Origin of the sequence: Streptomyces sp. VRA16 Mangrove soil, from assembly GCF_017377775.1 — a bacterium.
Taxonomy (GTDB): domain Bacteria; phylum Actinomycetota; class Actinomycetes; order Streptomycetales; family Streptomycetaceae; genus Streptomyces.
Genome location: NZ_JAFVLN010000001.1, coordinates 415638 through 436871 on the forward strand (window position 1 = coordinate 415638; position 21234 = coordinate 436871).

General features: G+C 72.1%; 23 protein-coding genes. 12 read left to right on the forward strand and 11 right to left on the reverse strand.

All coding sequences use genetic code 11. The features are described 5' to 3' along the window. The first annotated feature begins 217 nt into the window (after nt 1-217). Entirely contained in the window at nt 218-4501 is a 4284-nt protein-coding gene (locus J3486_RS01740; RefSeq protein ID WP_207818106.1) for a S8 family serine peptidase, read from the forward strand. A gap of 85 nt (nt 4502-4586) precedes the next feature. Continuing rightward, nucleotides 4587-5081 (forward strand): ATP-binding protein, encoded by a 495-nt coding sequence (locus tag J3486_RS01745; RefSeq protein ID WP_207818107.1) that lies wholly within the window; start codon nt 4587-4589, stop codon nt 5079-5081. Nucleotides 5082-5097: 16 nt separating this feature from the next. On the opposite strand, the gene J3486_RS01750 is transcribed toward J3486_RS01745, so the two are convergent. Further along, a complete protein-coding gene (locus J3486_RS01750) occupies nt 5098-5607 on the reverse strand; it encodes a DUF2231 domain-containing protein (RefSeq protein WP_207818108.1) in 510 nt (169 codons plus the stop codon). 124 nt (nt 5608-5731) lie between these two features. On the opposite strand from J3486_RS01750, the gene J3486_RS01755 reads away from it, so the two are divergent. The 3 genes from J3486_RS01755 to J3486_RS01765 all read left to right on the forward strand — a co-directional run bounded on the left by J3486_RS01755 (nt 5732) and on the right by J3486_RS01765 (nt 8785). Continuing rightward, on the forward strand, nt 5732-6559 hold the full coding sequence (locus J3486_RS01755; RefSeq protein WP_207818109.1) for a sugar nucleotide-binding protein: 828 nt from the start codon (nt 5732-5734) through the stop codon (nt 6557-6559). 340 nt (nt 6560-6899) lie between these two features. Continuing rightward, nucleotides 6900-8198, forward strand: a complete 1299-nt coding sequence (locus tag J3486_RS01760; protein ID WP_207818110.1) for an SLC13 family permease — start codon at nt 6900-6902, stop codon at nt 8196-8198. Between the two features lie 110 nt (nt 8199-8308). Continuing rightward, complete coding sequence (locus J3486_RS01765) at nt 8309-8785, forward strand: CBS domain-containing protein (protein WP_207818111.1); 477 nt, start codon at nt 8309-8311, stop codon at nt 8783-8785. A 36-nt stretch (nt 8786-8821) separates the two neighbouring features. Here J3486_RS01765 and J3486_RS01770 read toward each other — a convergent pair whose 3' ends face one another. Then, a complete protein-coding gene (locus J3486_RS01770) occupies nt 8822-9235 on the reverse strand; it encodes a hypothetical protein (protein WP_207818112.1) in 414 nt (137 codons plus the stop codon). Between the two features lie 267 nt (nt 9236-9502). Between J3486_RS01770 and J3486_RS01775 the strand changes: the two genes are divergently transcribed. The 3 genes from J3486_RS01775 (at nt 9503) to J3486_RS01785 (ending at nt 11207) form a co-directional block, all read left to right on the forward strand. Next, on the forward strand, nt 9503-10036 hold the full coding sequence (locus tag J3486_RS01775) for a MarR family winged helix-turn-helix transcriptional regulator (RefSeq protein ID WP_207818113.1): 534 nt from the start codon (nt 9503-9505) through the stop codon (nt 10034-10036). Nucleotides 10037-10082: 46 nt separating this feature from the next. Next, a complete protein-coding gene (locus tag J3486_RS43795; protein ID WP_229377330.1) occupies nt 10083-10382 on the forward strand; it encodes a hypothetical protein in 300 nt (99 codons plus the stop codon). Nucleotides 10383-10523: 141 nt separating this feature from the next. Further along, the gene (locus tag J3486_RS01785) at nt 10524-11207 is read left to right on the forward strand and encodes a hypothetical protein (protein ID WP_207818114.1); all 684 of its coding nucleotides are present in this window, start codon (nt 10524-10526) and stop codon (nt 11205-11207) included. A gap of 34 nt (nt 11208-11241) precedes the next feature. On the opposite strand, the gene J3486_RS01790 is transcribed toward J3486_RS01785, so the two are convergent. Both J3486_RS01790 and J3486_RS01795 read right to left on the reverse strand, forming a co-directional pair. Beyond that, nucleotides 11242-11883, reverse strand: a complete 642-nt coding sequence (locus J3486_RS01790; protein WP_207818115.1) for a hypothetical protein — start codon at nt 11881-11883, stop codon at nt 11242-11244. A 157-nt stretch (nt 11884-12040) separates the two neighbouring features. Next, a complete protein-coding gene (locus tag J3486_RS01795) occupies nt 12041-12358 on the reverse strand; it encodes a hypothetical protein (RefSeq protein WP_207818116.1) in 318 nt (105 codons plus the stop codon). Between the two features lie 70 nt (nt 12359-12428). Between J3486_RS01795 and J3486_RS01800 the strand changes: the two genes are divergently transcribed. Then, nucleotides 12429-13289 carry a LysR family transcriptional regulator gene (locus J3486_RS01800; RefSeq protein WP_207818117.1) on the forward strand — a complete coding sequence of 287 codons (861 nt, stop codon included), beginning with the start codon at nt 12429-12431 and terminating at the stop codon, nt 13287-13289. 48 nt (nt 13290-13337) lie between these two features. Here J3486_RS01800 and J3486_RS01805 read toward each other — a convergent pair whose 3' ends face one another. Further along, nucleotides 13338-13580 (reverse strand): hypothetical protein, encoded by a 243-nt coding sequence (locus J3486_RS01805; protein ID WP_207818118.1) that lies wholly within the window; start codon nt 13578-13580, stop codon nt 13338-13340. A gap of 87 nt (nt 13581-13667) precedes the next feature. Beyond that, nucleotides 13668-14615, reverse strand: coding sequence for an alpha/beta fold hydrolase (locus tag J3486_RS01810; protein WP_207818119.1), 948 nt, complete (start codon nt 14613-14615; stop codon nt 13668-13670). A gap of 402 nt (nt 14616-15017) precedes the next feature. Here J3486_RS01810 and J3486_RS01815 point away from each other — a divergent pair, with 402 nt between their 5' ends. Further along, nucleotides 15018-15632, forward strand: a complete 615-nt coding sequence (locus tag J3486_RS01815) for a GPP34 family phosphoprotein (RefSeq protein ID WP_207818903.1) — start codon at nt 15018-15020, stop codon at nt 15630-15632. Nucleotides 15633-15704: 72 nt separating this feature from the next. Here J3486_RS01815 and J3486_RS01820 read toward each other — a convergent pair whose 3' ends face one another. The 3 genes from J3486_RS01820 to J3486_RS01830 form a co-directional block, all read right to left on the reverse strand. Then, nucleotides 15705-16265, reverse strand: coding sequence for an ABATE domain-containing protein (locus J3486_RS01820; protein WP_207818120.1), 561 nt, complete (start codon nt 16263-16265; stop codon nt 15705-15707). 120 nt (nt 16266-16385) lie between these two features. Next, nucleotides 16386-17258, reverse strand: coding sequence for a Bax inhibitor-1/YccA family protein (locus J3486_RS01825; protein ID WP_207818121.1), 873 nt, complete (start codon nt 17256-17258; stop codon nt 16386-16388). Nucleotides 17259-17458: 200 nt separating this feature from the next. Beyond that, a complete protein-coding gene (locus J3486_RS01830; RefSeq protein ID WP_207818122.1) occupies nt 17459-17926 on the reverse strand; it encodes an SsgA family sporulation/cell division regulator in 468 nt (155 codons plus the stop codon). 393 nt (nt 17927-18319) lie between these two features. Here J3486_RS01830 and J3486_RS01835 point away from each other — a divergent pair, with 393 nt between their 5' ends. After that, nucleotides 18320-19573 carry a cytochrome P450 gene (locus tag J3486_RS01835; protein WP_229377334.1) on the forward strand — a complete coding sequence of 418 codons (1254 nt, stop codon included), beginning with the start codon at nt 18320-18322 and terminating at the stop codon, nt 19571-19573. A gap of 16 nt (nt 19574-19589) precedes the next feature. Here J3486_RS01835 and J3486_RS01840 read toward each other — a convergent pair whose 3' ends face one another. After that, nucleotides 19590-20039 (reverse strand): nuclear transport factor 2 family protein, encoded by a 450-nt coding sequence (locus J3486_RS01840; protein ID WP_207818123.1) that lies wholly within the window; start codon nt 20037-20039, stop codon nt 19590-19592. A gap of 21 nt (nt 20040-20060) precedes the next feature. Beyond that, the gene (locus tag J3486_RS01845) at nt 20061-20249 is read right to left on the reverse strand and encodes a hypothetical protein (protein WP_207818124.1); all 189 of its coding nucleotides are present in this window, start codon (nt 20247-20249) and stop codon (nt 20061-20063) included. 119 nt (nt 20250-20368) lie between these two features. On the opposite strand from J3486_RS01845, the gene J3486_RS01850 reads away from it, so the two are divergent. Next, nucleotides 20369-21208, forward strand: a complete 840-nt coding sequence (locus J3486_RS01850) for a prephenate dehydratase (RefSeq protein ID WP_207818125.1) — start codon at nt 20369-20371, stop codon at nt 21206-21208. Nucleotides 21209-21234 lie beyond the last annotated feature (26 nt).

Sequence of the window (21234 nt, forward strand, 5' to 3'; positions counted from 1 at the left end):
GCCCCGGAACCATCCCGGACCGTGGCGACATCTCGCCGTGTCGCGAAGTCGCCACGCTCTCCAGCCAGTTCGTCCGGTGGAGCCCGGAACGCCCGCACCGGGGTGGCGACTTCACGACGTGTCGGTGATCCGCCAGCACGATCCGCTGCGTTGGGCGGCGCGGGAGCAGTAGACCCGGGGTGCCATCGTGCGACCCCGAACGCTCCGAAAGGGCCCCATGTCCCGTACCTCCACCCGCCGCAGACGCAGACGCGCCGCCCTCGCCCTCGCCGCCGGACTGACGGGCTCGCTGCTGAGCCTGTCGGCGCTGCCCGCCCACGCGGCCGACGTCCCGCGCCCGTTGGGACCGTCCGTGCCCCACACACCGAAGCGGGCCCCCGACGCGGGCCGCGACAAGCTGGGCGCGCGCGACCGGACCTTGTTGCAGAAGGCCGAGAGCAAGAAGCGCAAGAACGTCACCGTCCTGCTCGCCACCACCGAGGGCGGCACCGAGAAGGCGCGCGCCGCGATCACCGAACTCGGCGGCCACGTCGGCGCGTTCAAGGACAAGCTCGGCTACGTCCGCGCCACCGTGCCCACCGGGAAGGTCGAGGCGCTGACCGCGCTGTCGTCCGTGCGCGCCGTCGACCTCGACGAGACGTACAAGATCCCGGACCCGTCACCGGTCACGTCCGCCGACAAGAAGCAGGGCGCTCCATCCGCCGGTGACGACGCCCCGGCCGCGCCCGGAAAGTCGACGCCCGCCGACAACCCGTACCTCCCCGTCGGCGACATCGGCGCCACGGACTTCACCGCCGACCACCCGACCTGGGACGGCCGTGGCGTGACCGTCGGCGTCCTCGACACCGGCGTCGACCTCTCCCACCCCGCCCTGCGCACGACCACCACCGGCGCGCCCAAGATCAAGAACTGGGTCACGGCCACCGATCCGGTCACCGACTCCGACCCGACCTGGCTGGAGATGCGGTTGAAGGTCACCGCGTCCGGCGGCACCTTCCGCTACGGCGGCGTCACCTACAACGCCCCGGGCGACGGCGCGTACGAGTTCCAGCTCTTCGACGAGGACGGCACCTGGGGCAGCGAGCTCGCGGGCGACGTCAACCGCGACGGCGACTACAAGGACAGCTTCGGCGTTCTGTACCGCAAGTCCGACCACGCCGTCTGGGTCGACAGCGACCTCGACCACACCTTCGCCGCCGACGAGATCGTCAAGCCCTATGCGCAGAGCGGCAGTTGGGGCCACTTCGGCACGGACGACCCGGACACCGGCGTCGTCGAGTCCGTGCCGTTCACCGTCGAGCACCGCGACGACGTCGACCTCTCCGCCCGCGGCGGCAGCAGCGTCGGCAAGACCGCCGACTTCGTGAACATCGGCATCGTCTCCGGCGCGCACGGCACACACGTCGCCGGGATCATCGCGGGGCACGGCCTGTTCGGCGGGACCATGGACGGGGCCGCGCCCGGCGCCCGGATCGTCTCCGAACGCGTCTGCCTGTTCGCGTCGGGCTGCACCGCGTACGCCCTCGCGGAAGGCATGATCGACGCGGTCGTCGACCAGCACGTCGACGTGGTCAATCTGTCGATCGGCGGGCTGCCCGCCCTCAACGACGGCTCCAACGTCCGCTCCGTGCTCTACAACCGGCTCATCGACACGTACGGCGTGCAGATCGTGTCGTCGGCCGGGAACGACGGACCGGGCATGAACACCGTCTCCGACCCCGCCGTTTCGGACCAGGTCCTCGCGGTCGGCGCGTCCGTCGGCAAGGACACCTGGTGGGCCGATTACGGCTCGAAGGTGACGGCACGTCAGTCACTGTTCCCGTTCTCGGCGCGCGGCCCGCGCGAGGACGGCGGCATGAAGCCCGAGATCGTCGCACCCGGCGCCGCCGTGTCCTCCATACCCACCTGGCTCGCGGGCGAGGGCGTACCGCAGACCGGCTACGAACTCCCCGCCGGATACGGCATGTTCAACGGGACGTCGATGGCCTCGCCGCAGGCCACGGGCGCCGTGGCCCTGCTCCTGTCGGCGGCGGCGGACACCGGTCGCAGCCCCGCACCGGCCGAGCTGCGCACGGCTCTCACCAGCTCGGCGAGGTTCCTCGACGACCAGCCGGCCTATGCACAGGGCGCCGGACTCGTCGACGTCCCCGCGGCCTGGAGGCTCCTGGCCGAGCGGGGCGGCGGACCCACCGCGTACGGCGTCCGTGCCCCCGTCTGCACGGTCCTCGCGGGGCTGCTCGCCACCCCGAAGCAGGGCACCGGCGTGTACAACCGCTGCGCCCCCGGCGACGGCGGCCAGGAGGTGGGCAGAACCAAGCGGTACGCCGTCGAACTGACCCGCACCGCAGGCTCCGGAAGCGGTGTCGCGCGGCTGTCGTGGCTCGGCGACGACGGCACGTTCAGCGCGCCGCACACGGTCCGGCTCGCCGCGGGCGCGGCCACCACGATCACCGTCCAGGCGAAAGCCGCGACGGCCGGGGCCCACTCGGCGCTGCTGCGCGTCGACGATCCCACCACCCCCGGCGTCGACCGGCTGGTGCCGGTCACCGTGGTGGCAGCCGCACGGCCCGCCGCGCCGTCGTACGCCGTGACCGACCGGGACGCCGTGGACCGCAACGCCACGCGCTCGGTGTTCGTGTCCGTGCCCGAGGGCGCCGCCGCACTCCAGGTCGACCTGGGCGGGATCAGCGGCGACAGCCAGACCCGGTTCCTCGCGATCGACCCGCAGGGCATGCCGGCCGAGGACACCGCCGCGAGCCGCTGCTACACCGGCTCCTCGAACAGCGACGACTGCGACCCGGACACCCGCACCTACCGCCGGCCCATGCCCGGCGTCTGGGAGGTGCAGGTCGACGCCCGGCGCACCTCGCCCCTGCTGAGCAATCCGTACCGGCTCACCACGACCGTGCAGGGCGCCGCGCTCGACCCGGCGTCCTCCGTGGTCGACGAGGCCGCGGTGCACGCGCCCACCGAGAGGACGTTCACCGCCGTCAACCGGTTCGCCCCGGTCACCGCGCACGCCGAGGGCGGAGCGCTCGGAGCGCTCTCCACGGCCCACCCGACCCTCACCGACCATCAGGTCACCAGCAAGACCGTCACCGTGCCCCGGGACGCCACCCGCCTGGAGGTGACCCTGGGCAACGCCGCCGACGCCGACGCCGACCTGGACCTCTACCTCGTGGCGCAGTCCGGCGCGCTGGTCGCCTCGTCCACGAACGGCGGCGCGCGCGAGTCGCTGACCGTCGAGGACCCGAAGCCCGGCTACTACGGGCTCGTCGTCGCGGGCACCGACATACCCTCCGGCTCCACGACGTTCGACATCCAGGACACGCTGTTCTCCACGTCGCTGGGCTCGGTGACGGTGGACGACGGCAAGCCGGTGCGGCTCGCGTCCGGCGCGTCGACGAGGATCAGCGGCCGGATCGTCGCCGACACGGCGCCGCCCTCCGGCACCCGCCTCGTCGGCCGGTTCTCGCTGGCATCGGACACGGGCACGCCCTTGGGCAGCGCCGACGTGCTGCTCGGCAAGGTCACCCAGCCCACGGTCGAGGTCACCGGCTCCTTCGGACCCGCGGTCGCCTTCGGCCTCGACGACGCCGGCCGGGTGGCCGGCTCGCAGCAGATATCCGGCGTCAGCCGCCCGATCCGCTGGGACCCGGCCCGGGGCGTCACCGTCCTCCAGGACGACGGCGCGCGCAGCGGTTACGTCCTCGGCCAGAGCGCCGGGAACGGCTGGGCGGTCGGCCAGTTGACGGTCGCCGAGGGCACTCGCGGCGGCGTCTGGGACGCGGACGGCGACCTGACCGTGCTGCCGCTGCCCACCTGGGAGACGTACCGCTTCGACCGCGCCTTCGCCGTCAACGACGCGGGCACCGTCGTCGGCAATGCCACCGGCACCGTCAAGAACCCGGCGACGGGCGGCACCACCGAGGTCAACGACCCCTTCGTGTGGACGCGACAGGACGGCTTCCGGCACCTGCCGCATCTCACCGACAGCCGTCAGCTCACCGAGCCGCTCGCGCTCAACAACGACGGGGTCGTGGTCGGCCACTCCACGAAGGACGGCAAGCGGCGCGCCGTGCGCTGGTCCGCGGACGGCACCATCACCGACCTCGGCACGCTCCCCGGCATGGCCGACAGCTACGCCCGGGCGGTGAACTCCGCGGGCGAGATCGTCGGCAGCAGCGGCGACGACGCCTTCGTCCTCAAGCCGGGCGGCACCATGACCCGGCTGCCCGACTTCGGCTTCGACGCCCACGCGCTCGACGTCAACGACGCGGGCTGGATCGTCGGCACCGCCGAGACGGCTCCCGACGACACCACGGCCGTCGTCTGGGACCCGCAGGGCCATATGTACGCCCTGGACGCCATGGTCGACACCGAGCACTGGGCGCCGACCGAGGGGGTCGGGATCAACAACCGCGGAGAGGTGGCGTTCTACGCCCTCGACCGGAAGGCGGGAGGGACGACGAAGGTACTGGTCGCCGAGCTGCCGAGCTGACCCGGGAGTTCGGCGCGTGGTCGGCCGCCGCCCGGGTCGGCGGCCGACACGGCCGGATCGGTGCCGAGGATGACTGGGTGGCCCGGTGCACGCGAGGAATGAACCCCGGCTCGTCCTGCTGTGCGCACTGCCCGCTTCCGGGAAGACCACTTTGGCGCGGCGCCCGGCCGCGGAGATTCCCGCGGTACCGCTCTGCTCCGACGACTGGCTCGCCGACCTGGGCATCGACCCGTTCGACCGAGGGGCGCGCGACCGGCTGGAGCAGCGGCTCCGGGCCCACGCCCAGGACCTGTTGAGGCTCGGACAGACGGTCGTCCTGGAATTCGGATTCCTGGGCAGGCCCGAGCGGGACGCGAAGCGGTCGGCCGCGCACTCGCTCGGGGTGCCCGTCGAACTGCACCGTCTCAAGGCCCCGGTCGACGAGTCGTGCCGCCGGCCCGAAGCCCGTGAGCGGGCCGGCGCGCCCGGCGCCGTCCCGGCCGGCCGTCGGCAGCTGGAGGAGTACGCGCGCTTCTTCCAGGCCCCCGACGCCGCCGGACCGCGCCTCTTCGATCCTCCGCCGCCCGAGCGACGGGGATGACCGGTCCCGCGCGGCGTCAGTCGTCCCCGTCCCCGCCCGTCGCCGACTTCGAGAACCCGCCCTGCCACGCCGCCTTCGCCCCCGAGTCGCCGATGCGGTAGACGTCCACGACGGCGCCCGCGGCCACGGCGAGCGAGAGGACACCGGCGGCGACGCGCAGCGGCAGGGCGATCCGGCGCGGCGCGTGGGAGGTGCCGGACGCGGCGGCGCGGCCCGCCACCCACCAGACGCCGACCGCGAGAGCGAACAGGCCCAGGGCCCAGGGGAGAAGACCGTCGCCGAGCTCCGTGTGACGGCGCACCAGTGCGGTGCTCGCCACGTGGCGCTCCAGCCATTCGCCGGCGTTCGTCGTCAGCGGCACGGTCGCCAGCGCGACCAGGGCCAGCACCGGCAGCCCGATCCCCACGCGCCGCGCGGCCCTCGGCCACACCGCGCACACCACGAGCGCGAGGGCGGTCAGGGGCACCAGAACGACGACGACATGCACGAGCAGCACATGCGCGGGCAGGCCGTTGATCAGACTCATCTGTGGTTCCTCCGGCGACGCGGGCACCCGGTGTGCCCGTCCGGCGCGCCACCCTGACACAGGAATCTCTCAGGTTCCTCTGAGCGCGGCGCCGCGCAGAATCTCCCGGCTAACCTGTCGCACCATGAGGGTCATGATCATCGGGGGCAGCGGGTTCCTCGGCGCCGAACTGGTCCGGCAGGCGGTGGCGGCCGGGCACGCGACGCTCGCGACCTACGCGACGCGGCCCGGCGGGCTCCCGGGGGTGACCTGGCGGCCACTCGACCTGCGGAACGCCGCCGCCGTCGAGGCGGCGCCGGCCACGGCCGGACCCTGCGTGATCGTCAACGCGACGAGCGCCGGGGCCGATTGGGCCGTGACCGCCGAGGGCCCGGTCCGGCTGGCGAAGGCCGCGGCACGGCACGGCTGCCGACTGGTCCATGTCTCCAGCGACGCCGTGTTCTCCGGGTCCCGGCCCGGCTACGACGAGACCTGCCCGCCCGATCCGGTCACGCCGTACGGCGCCGCCAAGGCCGCGGCGGAGACCGGCGTCGGCCTCGTGTGCCCCGGCGCCGTCGTCGCCCGTACCTCGCTGATCATCGGCGACCGGCGCTCCGCGCACGTGGCCGCGGTGCACCAACTCGCGGCCGGCGTACGCGAGGGCGTGCTGTTCACCGACGACATCCGCTGCCCCGTCCACGTCACCGACCTGGCCGCGGCGCTCCTGGAACTCGCGGCGGGCCGCACCGCGGGCATGCACCATCTCGCCGGAACCGACGCGCTGAGCCGCCATCAACTCGGCACCCTGATCGCCGGACGTGACGGCCTCGACCCCGCCCGCCTGCCCGCCGGCCTGCGCGCCGAGAGCGGGCTGCCCGGCGCTCTCGACGTCCGTCTCGACTCCCGCGCCACGCAGCGCGCACTGCGCACGAGACTGCGCGGCGCCCGTGAGTTCCTGACGGAACGAGCCTGATGTGTTGCCGTACCCCGGCAATGAGGGTCCGCGTTCAGTGCGCACCAAGAGCCCGTCAATGCCGCGTTAAGAACGTGTAAGGTTCCGGGTGGTGTGCCGGGAAGTCTGGTCGGCGGTCTTGTCAGAGGTCTGCGTCCAGATCGGGGTGGTCGGTCATGATGCTGCTGCCCGTTCCCCGCGGCGCCCTTCTCCCGCGGCCCTGTCGGCCGCCCCCACTCCTCCTGGTCCGTGGCGCGTTCGCCCGTGACCGTCTCCTCGGGCTGCTCCCCGGCAGGCCCGGCAGTCCGGCGCGCGCCCCGGCCCTCGGCATCCCTCGGAAGGAACGAATCATCGGAGCATCGTGAACGACTGGCACAGCTGGGCGGCGCTCGCCGTCTTCATCGGCGCCTACACCCTGATCATCAGCGAGAAGGTGCATCGGGTGGCCGCCGCGCTCGGCGGCGCGGGACTGATGCTCGCCATCGGCGCGACCGACGACGCCTCGGCCTTCTTCTCGCAGGAGTCCGGCGTCGACTGGAACGTCATCTTCCTGCTGATGGGCATGATGATGATCGTCGGCGTGCTGAAGAAGACCGGCATGTTCGAGTACCTGGCGATCTGGGCGGTGAAGCGGGCACGCGCGAAACCGTTCCGGGTGATGGTCATGCTCGTCGTCATCACCGCGCTCGCCTCCGCGCTGCTCGACAACGTCACCACCGTGCTGCTCGTCGCGCCGGTGACGCTCCTGGTGTGCGAACGGCTCGCGCTGCCGGCCGCCCCGTTCCTGATCGCCGAGGTCTTCGCCGCCAACATCGGCGGCACCGCCACCCTCGTCGGCGACCCGCCGAACATCATCATCGCCAGCCGCGCGGGCCTGACCTTCAACGACTTCCTGGTCCATCTCGCGCCGCTGGCCGCCGTGCTGACCGTGGTGCTGGTCCTGCTGTGCCGGATCATGTTCCGCGCGTCGTTCGTCTACGACGAGGAGCGCGCCGCCGAGATCATGGCCCTGGAGGAGCGCGAGGCCATCAAGAACCCGCGGCTGCTCGTCCAGGGCCTGGGCGTCCTGGTCCTCGTGGTCGCCGGTTTCGTGCTCCACCCGGTCCTGCACTACGAGCCCAGCGTCGTGGCCCTGCTCGGCGCGGGCCTGCTGGTCGCGGTCTCCACCGTGGAGACCGGCGAGGTGCTCGGCGAGGTCGAGTGGCCCACCCTCGCGTTCTTCGCGGGCCTGTTCGTGATGATCGGCGGACTGATCGAGACCGGCGTCATCGGCGAGGTCTCCAAGGCGCTCGCCGATCTCATCGGCGGCAGCGAACTGGGCGGATCCATGGTCCTGCTGGGCGGCTCCGCGGTGCTGTCCGGGATCGTCGACAACATCCCGTACGTCGCCACGATGGCCCCCATCACCGCGGACCTGGTCCATGACATGGGCGGCGCGAGCGACCACGTGATGTGGTGGGCCCTGGCCCTCGGCGCCGACCTCGGCGGCAACGCCACGGCCATCGGTGCCAGCGCCAACGTCGTGGTCCTCGGCATCGCCGAACGCAACCGGCAGCCCATCTCCTTCTGGCAGTTCACCAAGTACGGCCTCGTGGTCACGGCCGTCACCGTCGCGATCTCGGCGGGCTACCTCTGGCTGCGCTACTTCGCGTTCGCCTGACGGGCGGCCCCGCGGTCGTCCCGTATGTTTCGCGTCAAGGAACTGGCCTCCGTGCCGTCTTCGTACGACGCTGAGATCAACAACGCGGCACAGCAGATGAGGAGCCTCTCGTGCGCGCACGGGACCTGGCGGTCGCCTACGAATCGGTCCGTCTCGACAGTGACGCCACGGCGGCGGCCCGCCTGATGGCGGAGAACCGGCTGCCGGGACTGCTCGTCGTCGACGAGCGCGGCGAACCCGCCGCCATCCTGCCGGCCTCCCAGATGGTCAAGGTGCTCGTCCCCGGTTACGTCATCGAGGACCCGGCCCTGGCCGCGGTCGTCGACGAGAAGCACGCGGACCGGCTCTGCCACGCCCTGCGCGGCCGTACGGTCGGCGAGTGCCTGTCCCGCAGGGCGACGCCGCCACCGGTCGCGGCCCCGGACGACACCGCCCTCGAAGTCGCCGCCCTGATGGCCCGGGACCGTACGCCCCTGGTCGCCGTCGTCGAACGCGCCGGGAACGGCAGCAGACTGCTCGGCGTCATCACCGCGTCGCACCTGCTGCACGAACTCCTCGCGGCGGGCGGGACGGCCGCCCCGCAGTAGCAGGTCACCGGCGCCGCGACACCGGGACGGTGGCGGTCAGCGCACGGGCGACGCCGTGGGCAGGCCGTCGGACGCCTCCTCGGTCTGCCCGAGGTGGACACCCGCGGGCCGGCCGGCGTCCGGGCCCGCCCCGATCGGCAGCCGGGCCACCGAGGCGAGCGCGGCGACCAGCACGGCGCACACGCCCAGCAGGGTCGCGGCGCGGCGCAGCCGGCCCCGCCCGTCCAGGTCGCTCCAGGGTGCGTACGCCGGATTCGGATCGGGCTGCCATGCCTCGCCGACCAGCTCGAAGCCGACCGGGACGGAGCCCTCCCGTGCGTCGCCGGAGTCCCCGTGCCGCCCCGCGGCCTCGGCGCGTTCGCGCGCCGAGGGTTCCCTGGGCGCGGTGCGGCGGATGGCCCGCTCGCTGTCCTTCAGGAACCTGCGCCACATTTCGTCCGACCGGTCCATCCCATCGCCTCCCCTGCCACGGTGCTCGTGGCCCCTGTCGGTTTCCTGCCACCCCGGCCGGCGGCATGGTTCAGGGCAGCCGCTGCTGAGGAGACGTCATGTTCTCGCCTCCCGGGGCGGCGTGCGGGACTCGATCGCGTAACGGATACCTACCCAAATACTTAGCCGATGCAATAGTTGCATATTGTAGAACGCGAGGGAGGCGCCGGGACATGGACACAGAAAGGCGGCGGGCACGCACCGTCGAGGGCGGGGTAAGAATGTGCCATGGTCAGGAAAGCGGCTCCGGCGGGGCACTTGGACGACGACGTGGACGCGGTGACCCGTGCGGTGCTGACGGCGTCCAGGGTGCTCGTCGCGGTCTGCGCCCGCTCGCTCGCCGAAGTCGAGGACCGGGTGACGCCGGCCCAGTTCCGCATGCTGGTCGTGCTCTCCTCGCGCGGCGCGACCAAACTCGTCGCACTGGCCGAGCTGTTGGGCGTCGCGCCCTCGACGGCGATGCGCATGGTCGACCGGCTGATCGCGGCCGGGCTCGCCGACCGGCAGACCAACCCGGACAACCGGCGCGAGACGCTGCTGAGGCTCACCGACGAGGGCCGTCGCACGGTCGAGGACGTCACCGCCCGGCGCCACGAGGAGATCGCGTCGATCGTCGAGCGGCTCGCCCCGGAGCAGCGGACCGCGCTCATCGAGGCCCTCACCCACTTCAACGAGGCGGACGGCGCACCGCCGGCCCCGCTCCTGGACGAGGCCACCGGCCTGCACGTGCTGGGCTGGGGCGACGCGACGACGACGGCCTGACCGCCGACGGCACCGGGGCGCCCGCCCCTGGCAGTGGCACCGCCTCATGACGGCGCCCCCGCGCAGGAGCCGTACGCGCGGCAGGCCGCGCGGTGCCGGCCGTCCCGCCTGCTCCCGGCCGCCCGGCGCGGACGAGACGGCGGTCCCGGTCGTCGTGCACCCCGCGCACGGGGGCGGCGGACGATGCGTCACCCTGCGAGGGAAACAGGCCGGAGTGGCCCGTTCCCTGGGCGACGTCATCGAACTGCTCCGCCTGCACGGCGTCGCCCTGGACACCGACGAAGCGGTGACGACGCCGCTGATCGAATGGCGGGAAGGCGGCCCCGGCCTGTGGTGGCCGAGGTGACCGCCCGGCGGCGGCCGCCGCGCTGCCGGATCCCGGCAGCCTGAGGTCCGCCAAGTCGTCCGGCGGCAGCCGGTGCACCGGGGAGGGCCCGACGACACGATGGCGCCGGCAGAGCCCGGCCGGTGAGAAAGGAGGTACGGCGTGCGCGGATCCCGACGTGCGTCGCACCCCCGTGCCGCGGCGCCGGTCCTGGCGGAGCACCTGCGGTCGGTGCTGTGGGGGCCCGCGGAGTTCGTCGGCGTACCGCGCCGGCTGCTCGTCGAGGGACTGCTGGCCGGGGGAGCGGCGGCGGCCCTGACCGTCGGCGCGGGGTTCGCCGGCATGTGGGGCGGACCCCGCGAACTGACCACCGGCGAGCCGGGGTTGCTGGTGATCGCCGTACTGGTGCTGTACCTCCTGATCCGGCGGGCCGGACGGATCCTGGTCGGACTGGTCGCCGTCCTCGGCATCTGTCTGGCCCTCATGAGCTCGGACGTCGCCGCCGGGGTCGCCCTCCAGCAGCGCGGCCTCGTGGAACCGGCGCGGGTCGCGTCGGTGCAGCCGGACTCCGGACGCGGCCGTGCCCTCTGCGCCGTCACCGGCGTCGACGCGGTGCCCACGGGCGCCGCGGTGTGGCGCGGCTGCGGTGCGACGACGGCCCTCGGCGACACCCTGCCCGTGGTGTACGACCCCGAGGGGCGGGCGCCCACCCGTGGGGTCGCGGCCCCCGGCGAACTGCGCGCGGCGCAGCTCCGGCTGGCCGCCCTCGCGACGGCGTTCCTGACGGGATGCGCGTGCGCCGTCGCACGCTCGTTCCGCATGACGGCGGCGCCGCGCGCCGACTGACGGTCCGTCCTGCCGGCGGGCCCTCTGCGCGACGCTAACTGAGCGCAATGCCGTGCTCATCGGCGAAGGAGCGACGGCACATCCCGTGGCAGAAGCCGTACAGGACGCCCCCGTGCTCCAGCGTGATCGCGCCCGGGGAGCGTTCCACCGTCATTCCGCAGACCGGGTCGATCCACCGTCCGTCGGCCGTGGACGCGGGGTGCGGACCGGCCGTCTCGCGGTAGGGGCGGGTGACCATGTCGGCGAGGTCCATGCTGCCCATGACCCGGCCGAACAGGCCGACGGAGCCCTCGGCGACGCCGTCCACGAGGATCACGGCGTGCGGCGCTTCGCGCACCCGCTCGGGGTCGCGTCCGGCCGCCCGCTCGGTCTCCGCGAGCGCGTCGGTGACGGCCGGCACGGCGTGCGTGCTCACCTCTTTGCGCCAGGACGCGGGCACGGTGATCCGCACCAGATAGCGCGGCGGATCGGCGGGGTCGGCCGCGGGCCGCTGCCCGAGCACCCACGCGGCCGGCTCGTGCACCAGGACCTGGGTGACGGCCCGCTGGGCGTCGATCACCTCGACGGCATGGCCCTCCTCCTCCGTCATCATGGCGTCGACGAGCCGCCGCCCCAGCGACTGCCGCTCCTGCTCGGTGAGGGTTCCCCGGGCCACATGGACCTCGATCAACAGCATCGTGCGCCTCCTGGCGGGACGTCGGACCGGACACGTTCAGCGTGCTCGCCGCACGTGCCGGTCGCGTCGTCCCGTGGGGCGGACCGCGGAGTACTACAAGGGAAGCAGTTCGGCCGTGCGACTGCCCCCGGGGGAGTGCAGATCCCCCGCCGACGCCTCAGTCCAGGGGGGTGTGGTTCACCCACGCGACCTTGTACGGGTGCCTGGCCTGCCAGCGATGGATGACCTCCTCCGCGCCGGGTGCGGCGAAGGCGGCGGCGAGAGCGTCCCGGTCGGCGACGCCGAACTGCAGCACCGCCGTCGCGATGAGCGCGGGGATCTCCTCCTCGCCGGGCACGGGGATGTGGCGCCGGGCCGAGAACGTACGGAGCTGCCCGGAGTCGCGCATCGCCTTTTCGATGTCCTGGAGGAATTGGTCGAGGTCGGCGTCGGGGAGGGAGTTCTCGAAGGATACGAGCATCGTGTGGTGAATCATGCCTCCATGGAAACAGGAGGCCGGGCGGCCCGTCCAAGATCTGTCGGGCCTCGGACGATAACCTGGCGGCATGGTCGAACTGGAGACGCGGGAGATCGAATACGTCGTGGCGGTGGCGGAGGAACTGCACTTCGGGCGCGCCGCCGAGCGGCTGGGCATCGCGCAGCCCGCCCTGTCCAAGGCTGTCCAGCGCGTCGAGAGGCGGCTCGGTGTCCAGCTGTTCGTGCGCTCCAGCCGGCAGGTCGTGCTGAGTCCGGCGGGTGAGGCGCTGCTGCGGTACGGCCGCTACGCGCTCGACGCGGTGAGCGCCGCCGTGGACCGCACCCGGCGGGCCGGCGGCGCCGAGGACCGACTGCGGCTCGTGCTCAAGCCCGGCGGCGACGCCGGGCTGCTGTCCGCGCTCCTCGCCGCCTACGCCGCGCGGCCCGACGCGCGCCCCGTGGAGATCGTCTTCAGCGGGCCCGCCGACCGCGTGGACCTGTTGCGGGCGGGCCGGGCCGACGCGGCGCTGCTGTACGTCCCGTTCGACGACCTCGACGGCCTGGCCCACGAGACCCTCTGCGTCGAGCCGCGCGTCGCGGTCCTCTCCGCGGGCCATCCGCTGGCCTCGCGTGCCGAGCTGCGCCTGGCGGACCTGGAGCACGAGCCGATGCCGCGCTGGAAGGGCGTCCCCGACGGCGTCGGGGACGCCCGGGGTTCCGGTCCCGAGGTCGCGGACATCCCCCAGCTGTACTCGCTCGTCGCCGTCGGCCTGGTGACCGCCGTACTGCCGCGCTCGCTCGTGTCCCCGGCGCCCGAGGGCGTGGTGTGCGTGCCCGTCGTCGACGCACCGGAGAGCCGGATCGTCGTGGCGTGGTCGCCGCGGGACGAGGCGCGACCGGTGGTGGCGTCCTTCGTGTCGGCGGCGGCCGGGCTCGCGCGGGTCAAGTAACGGCGCATCGCGGGCTCCGCCGCGCACCTGGACCGCCGGGCCCGCACCCTATGGGACGGCACCAGCCGTGTTCTGGTGCGGGCGCGCGCCAAGGCCGTCGGGTACGAGGCCGCCGGATGGCTCGTGTTCGTCGCGGCCCTGTCCGGCTGCCTCGTCTTCACCCTGCACCTGTACGACGAGCACCGTGCCTCGCTCGGCGACCTCGTCCTGCTGCTCTCCCTCGGTGTCGCCCTCAGCAACCAGAGCTCCCAGGTCCTGTTCAACCTGACGCAGGCCGCCGACGCGGGACACGTCACGCGGCACTACCTGTGGCTGCACGACTACGCCCGTGCTGCGATGCCGGACGACGACGCGGCCGGAGGGAAGCGCAGGCTGTTTTCACGCGCCTTCAGCCGGAACGGGGCTGAGCAACCCCTTGCCGTCCGTCACGAAGCGGCGGACGGCGTCGGCGAACGGTTCGGGCTCCTCGATGTGCCCGAAGTGACCGCTGTTCCGCAGGATCAGAAGGCGGGAGTCCGGGATGAGTTCGTCTAGTTCGAAGGCCCAGCGCGGACTGCAGATCACGTCGTGCAGCCCCACGACGACCAGAGCGGGCACCGTGAGTCCCGGCAGTGCGGCGCGGTCGTCGACCACGTCGGGGGACAGGTCCTCGTCCAGGCCGGAGACGTATGTGGCCCTGATCGCGTCCCGGACCGGGGCGAGCTCCTTCTCGTTGCCCCAGTAGTCGGCGACGTAGGACGGGAACACCCCGCGCGCCACGGCAACGGTGTCCGCGTCGCTCGCCATGGAGCCCATCGCACCGAACGCCGCGAGAACCGCGGGCAGTTCCGGTTCGTCCTTGTGCTCCAGAGCGAACTGCTCGACGCGGCGGCCCGCCTCGGCGCCGTGCTCGGGCCCGGTGACCGGCGCGCCCTCGTACAGCACGACACCCGCGAGGCGTTCGGGGTGGTGCAGGGCGTGGTACGCGGCCACGAACGCCCCGTGCGAATGCCCCAGCAGGTGCACCTTCGGCACGCCGAGTCGGCTGATGAGCGCGTCCAGGAACGCGCTGTACCGCTCGCGTGTGTAGCCGTGCGGGTGTGAGGGCAGCCGGCTGTCCTCCGTGGTGCCGATGGGCTCCACGTAGACCATCGTGAGGTGTTCTTCCAGGGCGGGTATCCGCAGGTACTCCCAGAAGATCCCGGGGCCGCCGGGGTGCACGACGCACACCGGTCCGCTGCCGTGCACGTGGTAGCGCTGGACCAGGCCGCCGAGCCGATACGCGTGAGTACCGGGGGAGAGAGGGCTGGATTCGGCCCTGAGGTCTGCAACAGGTGTGTGTGACATGTTGATCAGTATCTCCTGATGGTGTGAGAAGGGGGGCATGGGTTACCTCGTCTGCAGGTGTCCGCGAGAACCAAGTAACCAATCTAACCGGTGATGACGTTGGCATTGTGTGCGCGTGACTGTCAAGTCGGCGCTTGGTGGTGTGGGTGTGGATGTGAGTGCGGATGTGAGTGCGGAGTGCGAGTTGGAGGTTGCGAGCTGCGGGTTGCGGTGTCCTGCGTGTCTAAATACGTCACCGCCTTGACTAGTGACGATGGTGCTGTCATTCTGACATCACCACCCAATCTGTGACGCACACACTCGCAGCCGTCCCGACGGGCAGGGCTGAAGAGAGAGGCAGGCATCGTGATGAACAGGAAGTCCGCGGACTCCGGGGCGGGTTCTCCCGCGGCCGAGTCCCCGATGACGACGGTCCGTGCCCTCGCCCTCCTCGCCCTGGGCCCGACGCGCGAGCGGCCCGTGGACCCGAGCGACCTGTCCCTCGCCCTGGCCGGGGCCGAGGTGATCGACCTCCTCGGGCACGGGGCGCTGACCCTGGACGACGACCGGATGGTGCCGGCGCCGCCCGTGTCGACGGGGGACCGGCTGCTGGACCTCGCCGCCGCCTCGCTCACCCGGGACGAACCGTACGAGACGGTCGAGCAGTGGCTGTGGCGGCGCGGGGTCGACCTCGCCCCGGCCTACGCGGACGATCTGGAGAAGGCGGGCCTCGTGCCCGGCCGGCGCGGGTGGCTCGGTGGCCCGAGGCGAAAGGGCGCCGCTCGTACGTCGAGCGAGACGGACTCCGTGTCGCTGCCCACCGCGGATGAGTCAAGTGCCGCGCGTGAAGCGGCCCTTGGAGTGCTGACCGCACTTCTGCGGATCGGCGAAGAGACCCCGACGGTCGACGAGAACGTACTCGGTGACGGGGTCATGACCGTGCTCGCCGCCGTGGGTGACGCGGTGACACACCTGGAGGCGCTGCGGTTGCGCCGAGGCGTCGAGAACGACGCGTTCGACAATATCTGGCGGGGCTAGGGAGCTGGGCGGCCGGAGCGAGGCGGCGGGCTGCTGGCGGACAGCCCGCCGCCAGCGGCAAACCGCCCCGGCCTAGAGGGAAGCCGAAGCCGCCGTTCTCTTCCGTGCGCGGTACGCCGCCGCCTTGATCTTGTTGCCGCAGGACTCCATCCCGCACCACTGGCGCCGCGTACCGCGGGACCGGTCGATGTAGATTCGCGTGCACTCCGGGTTGCCGCACTCTTTGAGCAGTGGCACGTCCGGGCCGCTCAGCAGGTCGACGGCCATCCGCGCCACTGTCGCCAGGGCCTGCGCCGGAGTCGCCTCGTTGTGCCGCCCCGCCGCGGTCAGCTGCGGCGTCACGGGTGTCTCGCGCGCGGCCGCGTTGACCACGGCGAGCGCCTCGCGGTCGAACTCCTCGCCGAGCCGGCGATCGGTGATGAGGCGGTACAGGGCTTCGCGCACGGTTGTCGCCTCCCGTACGTCCCTGTCGTCGCCCGGCATGATCGTGTCGACGATCCCTGACTCCAGGTACCAGGCGTTCAGCCGCTCCGGCGTCGCGAACATCTCGAACCGCGTCGAGCGCCGCGCGCGGAGCGTGGCCGCGAAGTCGAGGGCCGGATGTCCGCATACGAATACATGGTCGAGGTTCACGTCACCATTCTGACAGGTGACTGTGCGAGAATGCAAGGATGAGGAGAGGGAGGGGCTTGGTCGCGTTGCATGACAGGTGGGGCGTGCGTCGAGCGCATGCCCCACCTGTCGTCGAGCGGCTCAGTTGTCGTTGTTGAAGAGGGACAGCAGCTGGAGCACCTCCAGGTAGATCCACACCAGCGTCGCGGTGAGGCCGAAGGCGGCCAGCCATGCCTCCTCGCGCGGGGCGCCGAACGCGATGGCGTCCTCCACCTGCTTGAAGTCCAGGGCCAGGAAACACGCGCCGAGGGCGATCCCGAACAGGCCGAAGGCGATACCGAGACCGCCGCTGTGGAAGCCCATGCCGTCGCCCGCACCGAACGCGGAGAACAGCGCGTCGGCCACGAGCAACAGGAGGAACCCGGTCGCGGCGGCGCCGACGGTCCCGGCGAACCGACGTGTCACGCGGATCCACCGCAGGCGGTAGGCGATGAGCATCCCCGCGGAGACCGCGATCGTACCGAGCACCGCCTGGACGACGACGCCCGGTGCGATGTACGTCGACGTCGCGTTGGAGAACACGCCGAGGAACACCCCCTCGAACGCCGCGTACCCGAGGATCAGCGCCGGTGACGGCGTCCGCCGGAACGACTGGAACATCGACAGGGCGAAAGCGATGATCGCGGCGCCGACGGCGATGCCGTACGAGCGGCCGATGTTCGCCTCGTCGACGGGCAGCAACAGCCACGAGAGCACCGCGGCCAGCGCCACGGCGCCGAGCGTGGACGCTGTGCGTACGACGACGTCGTCCAGCGTCAGAGCGGTACGGGCGTCCTGCGGGCCCGTACCGGTGCCGGTGCCGGTCTCTCCGGCCGGGGCGTAGGGGTTGGCCAGGTGATCGCTGCCGAGGTGGGCGCCGGCCCCGGTGCCCACCGGCCGACGCGGCGCGGCGTCGGACCGGGTGACGCTCTGGGTCGCGCCCCAGCGAGAGAGGATCGGATTGCTGCTCTTCATGTCATTCCTCCAGATCTGCGGCGCCCACGGGGAGCGGCAGTGAGTCGTCATCGGGGCCCGGAAGGCGTACGTGTGCGCCACGCGGCCGGTGGCCGGTCTGCTGGGTCAGGTCTTTCCCGCGCGTCCCATGCGTCACTACTCCGGCAGGTGATGCGCAGCGCGACTGGTGTCTGTGGGCGGGTGTGGTCGGCGGGGAGGTGTCATTCCGGAGGGGGCTCAGGAGCGTCGAGAAGGTCCCGCAGGAAGCCGTCCCAGTTCAGGCCGTCCAGCTCCGCCTCGGCCGACGCGATCAGGTAGGTGGCCGCGAGCCAGTCGGCCAGTCGCTCGGTGGGCAGCTCGAACAGGGCCTCCACCTCGGGCGATTCGAGCAGCAGCCAGGACGAGGGCGGTCCGCCGGGCAGGGTCGGCCACATCCGTACCTCCCCGATGCCGCTCATCTCCGTCAGCCCCTCGTGCAGCAGCTCGCGGCCGATGCGCCACACGAGGCTCGGACCGCGCTCCGGCAGGAACTCGACGGTGATCACCGCGGGCAGCGCCGGGTCGAAACGGAACCTCGCCTGCAACGGGAGCCGGGTGAACTCGTCGAGCATCTGATCGACGTCCAGGAGCAGCGCCGGCACATGCTCGGACGCCGACTGTGCCCGCAGGGGCCACTGGTCACGGTGCATGGCGGGTTCTCCCTCGTGAGGCCGTGAGGCGACGGTCACTTGCTTCCCCTCACTCTTCGGCCCGGGCGGGACGCCCGCATCGGTCACATGACGGTCGCACCGACTGAACAAGCCGTCGGCAACACACGTAGGTCGCCATCAGCCACACATGTGTGGCGTAGGGTGTCACCGTGCGAGGCGCCGCAGCGACGAGCGGTACGGCGCCGGGTGCGGTGCCCGTACGCGCAGTCCGACCTTGAGCGACTGCTCATGTGACACACATCTCACATGTATGCCGTACCGAACCCCCGAAGTCGCCCCGGACCGGGCAGACATGACGAATACTCACAGAGGCTCACCGGTCGGCGCTCTTCTCTGTTGTCCGGACTTCAGTCTTCAGAACGAGGCACCCACATGAACATGCCCCAGCAGCCCCGAGCGGGCGCGGCGTCCGACGACCTCGTGGTCATGGGCCCGGAGTTCAAGGCCGACGCCGTACGGCAGTTCGCTCGGTTGCGCGCCGAAGGACCCGTGCACGCGGCGCAGTTCTTCCCCGGACTCACCGGCTGGGTCGTCGTCGACCCCGACGTCGCCCGTACGGCGCTCACGCATCCGGCGCTGCTCAAGGATCCGCGCCCGGCCGAGAAGATGCTGGAGGCCGCGGGATTCCTCGGGCACAAGCGTGGCACCGGGTTCGGTGCCCAGATGCTGGAATCGGACCCGCCCGAGCACACCAGACTGCGCCGTCTGGTGTCCGGAGCCTTCTCGCCCAAGCGCACCGCCGCCCTCGAATCGCGCATCACCGGGATCGCGCACACGCTGATCGACGCCCTCCCGCCGGAGGGCGAGACCGACCTGGTGGAGTCCTTCACCGCGCCGCTGCCCGTCACCGTGATCGCCGAACTGCTCGGCATCCCCGAGGGGGACCGGCACGACTTCCGGCGCTGGACCGCCCTCGCGTTCCAGACGGGCCACCCGGAGTACGCCGCGGCCATCGCGAGCCTGCACGGATTCCTCCGTGCGCTCGTCGACGACAAGCGGCGCGCCCCCGGCGACGACCTGCTGTCGGCCCTGGTGGCCGCCCGGGACGAGGACGACGGCCGCCTCTCCCAGGACGAACTCGCCGGCACCGCGCTGCTGTTGGTCGTCGCAGGACACGAGACCACCGTCAATCTCCTCGGCAACGCTGTCCTGGCGCTCCTGCAACACCCCGACCAGCTCAAGCTGTTGCGCGACAACGTGGAGCTGCTGCCGCAGGCGGTCGAGGAGTTCCTGCGCTACGACACCTCCGTCGAACGCACCACGAACCGCTACGCCGCCGAGGACCTGGAACTGGGCGGTGTCCGCATTCCCCGGGGCGGTGTCGTCGCCGTGGCCCTCGGCTCCGCGTCCCGGGCCCTGCCGCAGCCCGACGGCGGCGACCCGGACGTGCTCGACGTCACCCGCCCCGCGGCCCGGCACCTGGCCTTCGGCCACGGCATCCACCACTGCCTGGGCGCCCCGCTCGCCCGCCTGGAGGCCCGGATCGCGCTGCACGCCCTGCTCACCCGCGTCCCGCACCTCGAACTGGCCGTCCCGGCCGACACCCTCGACTGGTTCCCGGTCGGGATGGTGCGCGGGGTGCTGTCGCTGCCGGTGCGCTACCGCACGACGGAGGCGCGACCGTAGGAACGGCGCCGGTCCGTCACGGCCCGGAGGTCCGACGCAGGTGGTGGCTCACGTCGCCGACCAGCCGGATCTCCACCCGCCGCTCCACGAAGCACCACCGCCCGCCGCGGCGGGCGAACCGGTCGTGGTACCGCCCCGCGGCGACCGGCTGCAGCGGCAGGCCGGGCAGCGCCTGCAGCACCGTGACGTACGAGCGGGCGGCCGCCGTGCCCGCCTGCTCGTCGACGTCGACCGACATGTTGCTGACCGCGTGGTGGGTGCGCGGGGTGCCGTCGGCGTGGACGATCACCGTGTCCCGCAGCATCCGCTCGATCGCCTCACCCCCGGTCACGGCCCCGCCGCTGCCGAGGAAACGGGCGTCGGCGAGCAGCTCGCCGATCCCGGCGAAGTCACCGTCGTCGACGAGCTCGGCGTAGCGGGCGATGAGACGCTCGATCGCCCGATGGCTGGATACGGACGCGGACATGGGTTCCTCCAAGAGAAGTGATCAGTCGAAATCGGCCGCCGGGGCGCCGGGCAGCGCCCCGGCGGTGGTGCTCAGGTCGGGTCCGGAGAACACCTCGCCGAGGCGAACGACCTCGTAGGTGTGCTCCAGCCGGGCCTCGCGGTACGTGTGCGTCCGGCTCCCCCGCCACCGTATGTTCCCGCCACGCTGTCCGAGACGGCGCGATGGCACCAAGGTTCGGACAGGCGGATGTGCCCGATGCGGGGGAGTGCACCGATACTTCAGCTGGTGCGGTACGCGACCGAGCTCCTGCCGCCCTACCACAGGACCACCTGGAAAGGCTCAAAGCGGTGACAACCGTTGCATATCAGGGTGAACTCGGCTCCAACTCGGCGACCGTGGCGCGTGCCCTCTTCCCCGACAGCGCCGATCTGCCCTGCACGAGTTTCGAGCAGGCCCTGGACGCGGTGACGCTGGGTGCCGCAGACGTCGCCGTGATTCCGGTGGACAACTCCGCGGCGGGCCGCGTCGCGGACGTGCACCATCTCCTGCCGGAGTCGGGCCTGTTCATCGTCGCTGAGTACTTCCACGCGATCCGCTTCGACCTCATGGGCGTACCCGGCACCACCCTGGACCAGGTGGAGTGCGTACGCAGCCACGTGCACGCCCTCGGCCAGTGCCGCAAGATCGTGCGCGAGGGCGGCTGGCGCACTCTCGTCAGCGACGACACGGCCGGGGCCGCACGTGAGGTGGCCGAGCTGAACGACCCGCGGCACGCGGCGCTCGCCCCGCCCGCCGCGGCCGGCCTGCACGGCCTCCAGGTGCTGCGCGCCGGCGTCGAGGACGACCCGGACAACACGACGCGGTTCGTCGTCCTGTCCCGGGACCCCGGCCAGCCTCCCGCCGACGGACAACCGACCATGACCAGCCTCTTCTTCAGCGTGCGCAACATCCCGAGCGCCCTGTACAAGGCGCTCGGCGGGTTCTCCAGCAGCGGGGTCAACCTCACCAAGATCGAGAGCTACCAGATGGGTGCGGGCCTCAACGCCAGCCGTTTCTACGTCGAGATCGAGGGGCACCCCGACGACGAGCGTGTCGCCCTCGCCCTGCACGAACTGCGGTTCTTCTCCACCGAGGTACGCGTCCTGGGCGTGTTCCCCGCGCATCCGCACCGCCGGGAGACGCCGTAGACGCCGTGACGGAAACACGGATGCGA

What these genes read in the sequence shown, in the direction of transcription:
- J3486_RS01740 (WP_207818106.1), top strand. Translation starts at nt 218, where the DNA reads ATGTCCCGTACCTCCACCCGCCGCAGACGCAGACGCGCCGCCCTCGCC.
- J3486_RS01750 (WP_207818108.1), bottom strand. Translation starts at nt 5,607, where the DNA reads ATGAGTCTGATCAACGGCCTGCCCGCGCATGTGCTGCTCGTGCATGTC.
- J3486_RS01755 (WP_207818109.1), top strand. Translation starts at nt 5,732, where the DNA reads ATGAGGGTCATGATCATCGGGGGCAGCGGGTTCCTCGGCGCCGAACTG.
- J3486_RS01770 (WP_207818112.1), bottom strand. Translation starts at nt 9,235, where the DNA reads ATGGACCGGTCGGACGAAATGTGGCGCAGGTTCCTGAAGGACAGCGAG.
- J3486_RS01775 (WP_207818113.1), top strand. Translation starts at nt 9,503, where the DNA reads ATGGTCAGGAAAGCGGCTCCGGCGGGGCACTTGGACGACGACGTGGAC.
- J3486_RS43795 (WP_229377330.1), top strand. Translation starts at nt 10,083, where the DNA reads ATGACGGCGCCCCCGCGCAGGAGCCGTACGCGCGGCAGGCCGCGCGGT.
- J3486_RS01790 (WP_207818115.1), bottom strand. Translation starts at nt 11,883, where the DNA reads ATGCTGTTGATCGAGGTCCATGTGGCCCGGGGAACCCTCACCGAGCAG.
- J3486_RS01795 (WP_207818116.1), bottom strand. Translation starts at nt 12,358, where the DNA reads ATGATTCACCACACGATGCTCGTATCCTTCGAGAACTCCCTCCCCGAC.
- J3486_RS01800 (WP_207818117.1), top strand. Translation starts at nt 12,429, where the DNA reads ATGGTCGAACTGGAGACGCGGGAGATCGAATACGTCGTGGCGGTGGCG.
- J3486_RS01810 (WP_207818119.1), bottom strand. Translation starts at nt 14,615, where the DNA reads ATGTCACACACACCTGTTGCAGACCTCAGGGCCGAATCCAGCCCTCTC.
- J3486_RS01815 (WP_207818903.1), top strand. Translation starts at nt 15,018, where the DNA reads ATGACGACGGTCCGTGCCCTCGCCCTCCTCGCCCTGGGCCCGACGCGC.
- J3486_RS01825 (WP_207818121.1), bottom strand. Translation starts at nt 17,258, where the DNA reads ATGAAGAGCAGCAATCCGATCCTCTCTCGCTGGGGCGCGACCCAGAGC.
- J3486_RS01830 (WP_207818122.1), bottom strand. Translation starts at nt 17,926, where the DNA reads ATGCACCGTGACCAGTGGCCCCTGCGGGCACAGTCGGCGTCCGAGCAT.
- J3486_RS01835 (WP_229377334.1), top strand. Translation starts at nt 18,320, where the DNA reads ATGAACATGCCCCAGCAGCCCCGAGCGGGCGCGGCGTCCGACGACCTC.
- J3486_RS01840 (WP_207818123.1), bottom strand. Translation starts at nt 20,039, where the DNA reads ATGTCCGCGTCCGTATCCAGCCATCGGGCGATCGAGCGTCTCATCGCC.